Consider the following 9,383-nt stretch of genomic DNA (forward strand, 5'->3'; position numbering starts at 1 on the left):
GAATGCAAGAATGTATGTAACTTAGACAATGACCAAGGTGGGTGGGCAGCATGGAAGAAGACCAGGATTTTTTGTTATTTATAAAAAAAGTAAAAGAACATACGTCCATAGATCTTGCTCTTTATAAAGAGGCTCAAATGAAAAGGCGTCTGACAACACTTCGAATGAAACGTGGTTATCAAACGTTTGTCTCCTTTTTTGATGCCATGTTGAAAAATAAAGAACTCTTTTATGAATTTCTCGATCGAATGACAATCAATGTGTCGGAGTTTTGGCGGAACCCGAATCGGTGGGAACTGGTGGAATCAAGGTTCATTCCCGAGATGCTCAAAAAGAATCGCCGCTTGAAGGTTTGGAGTGCTGCCTGTTCTACAGGAGAGGAGCCTTACACGTTAGCCATGATTCTGGCTGAGCAAGGGGCCTTGAGCGATGTCCATTTGCTTGCAACGGATATCGATGAAGGCGCTCTGGATAAGGCGCGCAAAGCGGCCTACCTCGACCGTTCCTTGCGAGACGTGCCTGGAAAGTATGTTGCGAAATATTTCCGACAAGATCAGCTGATGTATCATGTTTCTGATGAGCTGAAAAAGCCAATTAAATTTCAAAAGCAGAACCTGCTTGTCGATACGTTTGATACCGGATTTGATTTGATTGTGTGCCGTAATGTGATCATTTACTTTACTGAAGAGGCGAAGCATGTGCTCTATCAGAAATTTTCAAAAGCATTGAAACCTGGGGGATTGCTGTTTGTTGGCTCCACAGAGCAAATTTTTTCACCAGGACAATATGATTTAGAACCAGCAGATACTTTCTTTTACCGCAAAAAGGGCGTATAAGATCTTCCATAAATTCCAATACTAAGATGTAGCAAAACTCAGTGAACGTTAACGAGTACAGTACATAAAACTGATGCAACTCTTAGGGGGCTCTTATGGACAAACGCAAAGTGATAACCGCTTATCGCAGGGGAATGATCTCGATTCAGGAATGTGCACAGATTTTGGGAGTAGATTCGTCGCAAATCATGGGTTTGATGAATGACCCGCAATTGGCAGAACTTCCAAGAGTTGTCCAAAAGCAGCCGATGCACGGGTAACCTGTGCTCCTGAGCAGATGTTAACACGCTTGCGCTTAAGGGAATACCCCTTATATGCGAAGCGTGTTTTTGCGTTTGTGCTGTTGCCAAACAAGAGTACCTATACTATAATGACTAAAAGATAATCGCGCGTCAAAGCGCTAAAGCGTTTGAAACAATTTCAAGTTGAAACGGTAGGAATTTCACCTTGACAGCACTTATAAGCGAATGCTTCACCAAATTATAGGGGGTAACGGATTGTGAGATATTTAACGGCTGGCGAAACACATGGACCGCAGCTCACTGCGATTATTGAAGGGTTTCCAAGTAATGTAACTCTTAACTTTGAGGATTTGAATTTTCAATTACATAGACGTCAGAAAGGGTATGGCCGTGGTCGTCGGATGCAAATTGAGAAAGATACGGCTACAATTGCTGGCGGTGTTCGTCACGGCAAAACTACTGGGGCTCCAATTGCACTCGTTGTAGTAAACAATGACTGGAAACACTGGACAACTGTAATGGGTATTGAGCCGGTCGAAGAGGACAACGAAGGCAAACGCCGCGTGAACCGTCCTCGTCCTGGACATGCCGATCTTAACGGCGGTCTCAAATATAATCAAAAAGATCTGCGCAACATTTTGGAGCGCTCAAGTGCCCGCGAAACGACAATGCGCGTAGCGACCGGGGCTGTAGCACGCCAATTGTTGGCAGAATTCGGTATCAAGGTTGCTGGACAAGTCATCCGTATCGGGGATGTGGAAGCACAGCGTCAAGAGCTTCCGATCGATGAACTCATTGCAATTACGGAGGAATCACCTGTACGTGTAGTTGATAAAGAAGCAGAAGCCAAAATGATCGCGGCTATCGACGCTGCCAAAGAGGATGGCGACACACTCGGCGGTATCGTTGAAGTTATTATTGAAGGTGTGCCGGTAGGACTTGGCAGCCACGTGCAATGGGATCGCAAATTGGATGGTAAAATTGCGCAAGCGGTACTTTCAATTCAAGCATTCAAAGGCGTGGAATTCGGAATTGGCTTTGAAGCTGCAGAGCGCAGAGGATCGAATGTCCATGATGAAATTTTATATACAGAAGATAATGGCTTTAGACGCAGAACGAATCGTGCAGGTGGATTCGAAGGCGGGATGACCACAGGCGAGCAAATCATCGTTCGCGGTGTTATGAAGCCAATCTCTACACTTTACAAACCGCTGCAAAGCGTTGATATTGACACGAAGGAAGTATTCACAGCGCAGGTTGAGCGCTCCGATACTTGCGCAGTCCCAGCAGCTGGCGTCATTATGGAGAATGTCATTGCATGGGAAGTTGCAAATGCCTTTTTGGATAAATTCGGCGGGGATTCCATAGAGGAAATTCGCGCGAATCTCAACAACTTCTTGAAACAAGTGGAGAATTACTAATATGAGAGAGCTCACGGTAGAACTAGGCGAACGTTCTTATCCGATCTACATTGGCCAAGGTGTCCTGAACGATATCACGGCTTTGTTCGACCGCGCGAAGCTCAGCCGCAAGTCACCGATGCTTGTTGTTACCGATAGCGAGGTAGCTCCACGGCACCTGGAGCGCGTCATGGCGCTGCTCCGCGAAGGCGGCTTCGACGCAACTACCTGCGTCGTTCCCTCAGGCGAAACCTCCAAATCCCTCGCACAGCTCGAGGGAATTGTTACCACCGCCCTCCAGGCGGGCTTAGATCGCAGTTCTGCGATCGTAGCCCTTGGAGGAGGCGTGGTTGGCGATCTCGCCGGCTTCGCGGCGGCGAGCTTCATGCGCGGGATCCGCTTCGTGCAGATCCCGACGACGATCCTTGCCCACGACAGCTCTGTCGGCGGCAAGGTAGCCGTTAACCATCCGATGGCGAAGAACATCATCGGGGCGTTCCACCAGCCCGAGCTCGTTCTCTTCGACATCGACTTGCTTCTGACCTTGCCGCCACGCGAGGTGAAGGCGGGCCTCTCTGAAGTGATCAAGCATGGCTTGATCTGGGATGCTGCGTTCACGCAGTGGTGTGACGACAATGCAGAGAAGCTATTGTCTCTCGATCCAGAAGCGCTTAGTTATGCGCTCTACATAGGCTGCAAAGTGAAGTCAATTGTTGTTTCTCAAGATGAACGTGAGAACGATTTGCGTGCAATTTTAAATTTGGGGCATACGATCGGTCATGCTTTGGAAGCTGTAGCTGGTTATGGCGAGCTGCTGCATGGCGAAGCGATCTCGATTGGTATGGTTGGGGCTGCTAAGCTTGCCCAGCAGTTTGGATACTCCGAGGAGATCCATGAAGTAACCAAGGGTCTGTTCCTGAAATTCGGACTGCCTGTCAGCATTCCGTCTCATTTGGATACGGATAGCATTATGAGTGCGATGATGCACGATAAGAAATTCAAAGAAGGCACAATGGTCTACATCATTCCTATGGAGATTGGTAAAGTTGAAATCCGTAAGGATGTTACAGAGGAACAAGTCAGACAAATTGTCGAGCTTCTAAAAGGGAGAGGGTAGCCAATGTTCTGTAGGGGAATTCGTGGCGCAACGACAGTTGAACACAATGAAGCGGAAGAAATTCTAACCGCTACTGGAGAGCTGCTTCGTGCCATCGTTGAGGCGAATGATTTTCGCCCAGAGGATATTTGTTCGGTTTTTATAACAGTGACGGAAGACATTACAGCTACATTCCCTGCACGGGCCATTCGTACAATGGTTGGCTGGGAACTTGTGCCGCTGATGTGCTCACTAGAAGTTCCGGTTGAGAATTCATTGCCGAAATGTATTCGTCTTATGGTTCAAGTGAATACAACAAAGAGCCAATCGGAAATCAACCATATTTATTTGAAAGAAGCAAAAGCACTTCGTCCTGATATTGTTAAATTGACAAATGAAGCTGCACGGTAGTATAGTGGAGTTAGATGAGATTAGGTAAGTAGAGCAGAGTTTAGTTGAGTAGAGCAGAGCCCAGATGAGATGAGGAAGATAACATAGGATCGTATGAAGATGGACACGACTCATTCGGAGGCGTCTGTTTCGTCATACATTCAACGTTAATTTTTCATATTCTTCTTAATCTTCTACATGTAACTAAAAGCCAGCCTCTACTTCGGTAGAGGCTTTTTTGTTATTCAATTAGAGTTTGGAGCACCTCGGAAGACGACGGAAGGCTCACAAGCTGAGAGGGGATGTTACCATGTATACACCTGAAATTCAAGAAGTGATTCGACTATCCAAAGACTTTAACCTCATTCCTGTGGTACGTCATCTATTAGCTGATACAGAAACCCCGATTCGTGTTTTTCAACACTTGTACCAAGAAAAGCGTGCGTTCCTCTTAGAGAGCGTTGAGGGCGGCGTGAAATGGGCTCGATATTCCTTCATTGGAAGCGATCCTTTCCTGATGATTAAGGCGAAACATGGGAAGACGGTCATTGAGACACAAACCGAGAATAAGGTTACGGATGAGAAACCAATCGATGTGTTGAAAGCGTACCTGAGATCCTACTCCAGTCCTCAGCTTGCGGATCTTCCGAGATTCACGGGTGGAGCTGTCGGATTCTTTGGATACGATCTTCTGCAATATTATGAGAAGCTGCCGGCTCATCAAATTGATGATTTACAAATGAACGACATTCAGTTCATGTTCTGTGATCAAGTTATCGTTTTCGATCATTTTAAACAGCAGATCAAAGTAATTGCTAACGTGCATGTGCAGCCTTTTGCCACAGATGCAGATATCGCTAAAGCTTATCAGGCGACTTGTGAGAAAATCGATGCGACGATCGAGAAGATTAAGCGACCACTCGGAACGGAAACGATGACACATAATCCAATTGTGATGGAGCCGGATTTGGGTGACATTCGCTCTAATGTCACGAAGGAAAAGTACATTGCCAACGTGAATAAAGCGAAGGAATATATCCGTGCCGGTGACATTTTCCAGGTTGTGCTGTCACAGCGTTTTGAGATGGAGACAACGGTCTCACCTCTGCAGGTATATCGGGTGCTTCGTACAATGAATCCATCCCCATACATGTATGTGCTCAAAATGGATGATGAAGTCGTCGTTGGGACATCACCGGAATTGCTGGTGAGGGTTGAAGAGGAGAAAGTAGAAACGCGTCCGATTGCTGGAACAAGGCCGCGTGGTAAAACGCCGGAACAAGATTTAGCCCTAGAAAAAGAACTGCTGGCTGATGAGAAAGAACGTGCTGAGCACTTGATGTTAGTTGACTTAGGCCGTAATGACATTGGTCGCGTATCGGAATTTGGAACGGTAAAGTGTGATACGTTCATGGATATTGAGCGTTACTCACACGTCATGCATATCGTTTCCAACGTATCCGGAAAAATTGCGAAAGACAAAGATTTCTTCGATGCTTTTCTTTCCTGCATGCCAGCAGGGACGGTGTCTGGAGCGCCGAAACTGCGAGCTATGGAGATTATTGCTGAGCTGGAGCCAGAAGCGCGCGGCACATACGCAGGTGCTATTGGTTATCTAGGCTTCTCAGGGAACTTGGACACTTGTATCACGATTCGTACGATTGTTTTCAAACATGGCAAAGCCTATGTGCAAGCTGGAGCGGGCATTGTTTGGGATTCAGTTCCGGAAAGCGAATACCAAGAAACCGTGAACAAAGCGACTGCTTTGCTCAAATCGATTCGGATGGCAGAAGCCATGTTCAGCCCAGAGCCTAGACCGGTAAGCGATATTAACAAAGACTACTTTGTTAACTCTTAAGGGAAAGAAGTAGAGGAGGATTAAGGTCATGAGTGGACTTATTCAGATACAGCAAGCGTTGGGTAAAGTGATCAGCGGCAGCCATCTGTCCAGGGAGGAAGCGCGTGATGTGATGTCGGAAATAATGGAAGGGTCTGCGTCACCTGCGCAAATCGGCAGTCTGCTGACGGCTCTTCGCATGAAAGGCGAGACTCTGGAAGAGATCACAGGTTTCGCAGAAACGATGCGTAACAAGGCGATCCAGGTTAATGTGCTGCAGCATGACCTACTGGACACATGCGGCACAGGCGGCGACGGAGCAGAGACGTTCAATATCTCAACGACAGCGGCGATTGTTGCAGCTGCGGGAGGCATTCGTGTAGCCAAGCATGGCAACAGGGCTATGTCGTCCAAAAGTGGCAGTGCAGATGTGTTGGAAGCCCTTGGCGTGAAGATTACCCTAAGCAGCGAGCAAGCGGCGCAATGTTTAGACAAAACGGGCATTTGTTTTATGTTCGCGCAGGCTTATCATCAATCTATGAAGCATGTCGCGGCACCGCGCCGTGAGTTGGGTTTCCGTACTGTATTCAACTTGCTTGGCCCATTAACGAATCCTGCGGGAGCGGATCGTCAAGTGCTGGGCGTGTTCGATCGCACGAAAACTGAATTAGTCGCGCAAGCGCTGCAAGCGTTGGGGCTGAAACGGGCTTTGGTTGTAGCAAGCGAAGATGGATTAGATGAATTCAGCATTTCAGCGCCTACAAAAGTGACGGAGTTGAAATCAGATCAGATTAGCACTTATACTATTACGCCTGATGATCTTGGCTTACGGGCTCACAGTATTAAGGATGTAGGCGGTGGGGATGCGATACTGAATGCAGAGATAATCCGTCATATCTTTGCGGGCGATAGAGGGCCACATCGTGACATCGTGCTTGCGAATGCAGCCGCGTGCTTCTATGTGACAGGTCATGTAGGAAGCCTACAGCAAGGGGTTAAATTTGCGGCAGACGTCATCGATTCAGGCCGTGCCGAACAAAAGTTGAACGACTTAATCCATTTCACAGGAGAACTAAGCCATGTTTCTTGATAAAATTGTTGCCACCAAACGAGCTGAAGTTGAAGCAATGAGCAGCTTTTCCATTGCACAAGCGGAGAAAGTTATTTCTGAACTTCCGCCTTGCTTAGGTTTTGAAAAGGCTTTGACAACACGTAAGAATCGTGCGATGGGTTTAATAGCCGAAGTCAAAAAGGCATCTCCGTCCAAAGGTTTGATCCGCGAGGATTTTGACCCGGTATTGTTGGCAAGTTCCTATCAACGTGCAGGTGCTGATTGCATCTCGGTGCTTACAGATGTGGATTACTTCCAAGGAAGCAACGAGTACTTGAAAGCTGTACGTCAAGCTGTGAATGTGCCTTTGCTGCGGAAAGATTTCACCATCGATGCGAAACAAATCTATGAAGCGCGCTTGATTGGCGCAGATGCGATCTTACTCATCGCTGCAATATTGACCACTGACCAGATGAAACAGTATCTGTCACTTGCGAGCGACCTTGGTTTGGACGCTTTGGTTGAAGTTCATGACCGTGAAGAACTGGAGCGGGCGCTTGAATTGGATACCCAATTAATTGGCATCAATAACCGGAACTTGAAGACCTTCGTTACCGATTTGAAAACAACGGAAGAGTTGATTCAATTCATTCCAGCAGGTAAAACCATCGTCAGCGAAAGTGGGATTTCCACGGTTCAAGATATGGCTTATTTGCAGCAAATCGGCTCACAAGCCGTGTTGATCGGTGAACATTTCATGCGTCAGCCTGTTGTTGAGCAAGCGGTTCACGATCTGATGGGTCCTACTGCGAATACAACGAATCAGATGGCATAGAAAGAGGCGAATAGAATGCCTGCAGGCACGATTCCAACTGTTAAAATTTGTGGACTTCAAAACATTGAAGTGCTAAAATCAATCATACATTTGCCAATTGATCATATCGGTTTTGTCTTTGCCCCAAGCAAGCGGCAAGTCAAGCCAGACAAGGCTGGGGAGCTTATTTCATTCTTGAAAAATGAAGCGGATAATGGTGCTTCCGTTCCATTATCTGTAKGCGTATTCGTTAATCCGAGCAAGGAGCAACTCACTGAAATAATGGCTGCTGCACCACTTGATGTCGTTCAGTTGCACAGCCAGGAAACTCCGGAGTTTTGCAAATGGGTGCGTGAACAATTCCAAGTTCAGGTGTTTAAGTCCGTGTCCATTTCCAAATCAGAGAATAGGATTCCTTCAAGTGCAGAAGTAGCGACTCAGCTGGATCCGTATATCGGATCGGTTGATGCTGTGTTACTGGATACCTTCGATCCCGTATATGGGGGAGGATCTGGGACAACCTTTGCCTGGGACTGCATTCCCGTTTATCAAGAGTGGGCTCGTTCGGCAGGCGTCAAACTGCTTGTAGCAGGCGGTTTGCAGCCTGACAATGTGGATCAATTAGTGGAAGCCTATTGTCCTGACGGCGTGGACGTGTCCAGCGGTGTTGAGACAGATGGTGTGAAAGATATTGCGAAAATTACCGCATTTGTGGAAAGGGTGACTGGAAAGTGACGCAAGTACCTGATAAACATGGCAGATTCGGCAAGTTCGGCGGCCGTTACGTACCAGAAACATTGATGAACGCCTTGTCTGAGCTAGAAGAAGCATATAATCAATACAAGGATGACCCTGAATTTATTGCTGAAGTTCGTTATTTGCAGAAGCAGTATTCCGGCAGACCAACCCCCCTATATTACGCAGAGCGACTCTCTGAACAGCTGGGCGGAGCCAAGATTTACTTAAAGCGAGAAGATCTGAATCATACAGGAGCTCACAAGATTAATAACACCATCGGACAAGCCGTTCTTGCGAAGAAGATGGGCAAAAAGAAAATCATCGCTGAAACTGGTGCAGGTCAACACGGTGTAGCATCGGCAACGGTAGCAGCATTGATGGGTTTTGAATGCAAAGTATTCATGGGCGAAGAAGATACGAAGAGACAGCAATTGAACGTTTTTCGGATGAAATTGCTTGGTTCTGAGGTTATTCCCGTTACTTCAGGTACTCGTACGCTGAAGGATGCTTGTAACGAAACCCTGCGTTACTGGGTTAGTAATGTACAGGATACCTATTATATCCTCGGTTCCGTTACTGGACCTCATCCTTACCCTATGATGGTACGTGATTTTCAGCGCATTATCGGCGACGAGTCGCGCGAACAAATCTTAGAAACTGAAGGCAGATTGCCGGATGCCGTTGTCGCTTGCGTAGGCGGCGGCAGTAACGCTATGGGGATTTTCTATCCGTTCGTTCAGGATGAAACCGTTAAACTTATCGGTGTAGAAGCAGCAGGACGCGGTATTCATACGGAAGAGCACGCCGCGACAATGACCAAAGGTTCACCTGGCGTGTTCCAAGGCTCGCTGAGCTACCTGCTGCAGGATGAATACGGGCAAGTGCTGCCAGCGCATTCCATCTCGGCAGGGTTGGATTACCCTGGTATCGGACCGGAGCATTCCTATCTTAAGGATATCGAGCGCGCTACCTATTATCC

10 protein-coding genes are annotated in these 9,383 nt (G+C 47.3%); all 10 read left to right on the plus strand.

Annotated features, from left to right (window positions below; translation table 11 throughout):
* Positions 1-50: 50 nt before the first annotated feature.
* Positions 51-836, plus strand: coding sequence for a CheR family methyltransferase (locus tag AC1DUA_RS10895; RefSeq protein WP_477499763.1), 786 nt, complete (start codon positions 51-53; stop codon positions 834-836).
* A 95-nt stretch (positions 837-931) separates the two neighbouring features.
* The gene (locus AC1DUA_RS10900) at positions 932-1,096 is read left to right on the plus strand and encodes a hypothetical protein (protein ID WP_202556524.1); all 165 of its coding nucleotides are present in this window, start codon (positions 932-934) and stop codon (positions 1,094-1,096) included.
* Positions 1,097-1,335: 239 nt separating this feature from the next.
* Positions 1,336-2,499, plus strand: coding sequence for a chorismate synthase (aroC, locus tag AC1DUA_RS10905; protein WP_477499764.1), 1,164 nt, complete (start codon positions 1,336-1,338; stop codon positions 2,497-2,499).
* Between the two features lies 1 nt (position 2,500).
* Complete coding sequence (gene aroB / locus AC1DUA_RS10910) at positions 2,501-3,595, plus strand: 3-dehydroquinate synthase (protein ID WP_477499765.1); 1,095 nt, start codon at positions 2,501-2,503, stop codon at positions 3,593-3,595.
* A 3-nt stretch (positions 3,596-3,598) separates the two neighbouring features.
* Positions 3,599-3,985, plus strand: a complete 387-nt coding sequence (gene aroH / locus AC1DUA_RS10915) for a chorismate mutase (protein WP_157319999.1) — start codon at positions 3,599-3,601, stop codon at positions 3,983-3,985.
* Positions 3,986-4,274: 289 nt separating this feature from the next.
* Entirely contained in the window at positions 4,275-5,822 is a 1,548-nt protein-coding gene (gene trpE / locus AC1DUA_RS10920; protein ID WP_477499766.1) for an anthranilate synthase component I, read from the plus strand.
* A 28-nt stretch (positions 5,823-5,850) separates the two neighbouring features.
* A complete protein-coding gene (trpD, locus tag AC1DUA_RS10925) occupies positions 5,851-6,891 on the plus strand; it encodes an anthranilate phosphoribosyltransferase (RefSeq protein WP_477499767.1) in 1,041 nt (346 codons plus the stop codon).
* Entirely contained in the window at positions 6,881-7,687 is an 807-nt protein-coding gene (trpC, locus tag AC1DUA_RS10930; RefSeq protein WP_477499768.1) for an indole-3-glycerol phosphate synthase TrpC, read from the plus strand. The genes trpD and trpC overlap by 11 nt, the downstream gene beginning before the upstream one ends.
* A gap of 15 nt (positions 7,688-7,702) precedes the next feature.
* The gene (locus AC1DUA_RS10935) at positions 7,703-8,401 is read left to right on the plus strand and encodes a phosphoribosylanthranilate isomerase (protein WP_477499769.1); all 699 of its coding nucleotides are present in this window, start codon (positions 7,703-7,705) and stop codon (positions 8,399-8,401) included.
* A partial coding sequence (trpB, locus tag AC1DUA_RS10940; protein WP_477499770.1) for a tryptophan synthase subunit beta occupies positions 8,398-9,383 on the plus strand: 986 nt, incomplete at its 3' end. The genes AC1DUA_RS10935 and trpB, both read left to right, overlap by 4 nt.

This window comes from Paenibacillus sp. 01T422 (genome assembly GCF_056398785.1).

Coding starts and splice junctions, on each gene's coding strand:
- aroB (WP_477499765.1), top strand. CDS start 2,501: ATGAGAGAGCTCACGGTAGAACTAGGCGAACGTTCTTATCCGATCTAC.
- AC1DUA_RS10895 (WP_477499763.1), top strand. CDS start 51: ATGGAAGAAGACCAGGATTTTTTGTTATTTATAAAAAAAGTAAAAGAA.
- trpD (WP_477499767.1), top strand. CDS start 5,851: ATGAGTGGACTTATTCAGATACAGCAAGCGTTGGGTAAAGTGATCAGC.
- aroH (WP_157319999.1), top strand. CDS start 3,599: ATGTTCTGTAGGGGAATTCGTGGCGCAACGACAGTTGAACACAATGAA.
- trpE (WP_477499766.1), top strand. CDS start 4,275: ATGTATACACCTGAAATTCAAGAAGTGATTCGACTATCCAAAGACTTT.
- trpC (WP_477499768.1), top strand. CDS start 6,881: ATGTTTCTTGATAAAATTGTTGCCACCAAACGAGCTGAAGTTGAAGCA.
- AC1DUA_RS10900 (WP_202556524.1), top strand. CDS start 932: ATGGACAAACGCAAAGTGATAACCGCTTATCGCAGGGGAATGATCTCG.